The organism is Sphingobacterium sp. 18053 (genome assembly GCF_902706145.1).
Taxonomy (GTDB): domain Bacteria; phylum Bacteroidota; class Bacteroidia; order Sphingobacteriales; family Sphingobacteriaceae; genus Sphingobacterium; species Sphingobacterium paramultivorum.
Genome location: NZ_CACSJW010000066.1, coordinates 1 through 328, shown reverse-complemented (window position 1 = coordinate 328; position 328 = coordinate 1). Strand labels below are relative to the sequence as shown.

Here is a 328-nt window from a genome sequence, read left to right as displayed (position 1 = left end):
TGATAAGATCCATAGTTATTGAGATTTTATTATCGTTAACTCGCCATCATCAAATCCCACCGTTATTGCTATCGCTTGGGCAAAAATTGAAGTTTTGAAATCTTCGGATTTTACATATGCTTGAACTAGACATTCAGCATATTTTAAAATATCCTGCCAGTCTTTATCTTTTAAAAACTCCGGACGGAATGAAAAATATTTCTGTTTATGCTCAAAGTTCCTATTGGTAGCCCAATCGTCATCATCTTTATCGAAAACTTTGGAGCCAGTGAGATACATGGTGAAACCCTCTTCTGACGCGAAAAGCCCGAAATTGAACGCAATTATA

At 36.0% G+C, this 328-nt stretch carries 1 protein-coding gene; it reads right to left on the bottom strand.

Annotation, left to right across the window (positions count from 1 at the left end; genetic code table 11):
• Positions 1-15: 15 nt before the first annotated feature.
• On the bottom strand, positions 16-328 hold a 313-nt coding region (locus GVK91_RS27310; protein WP_159732786.1), incomplete at its 5' end, for a hypothetical protein.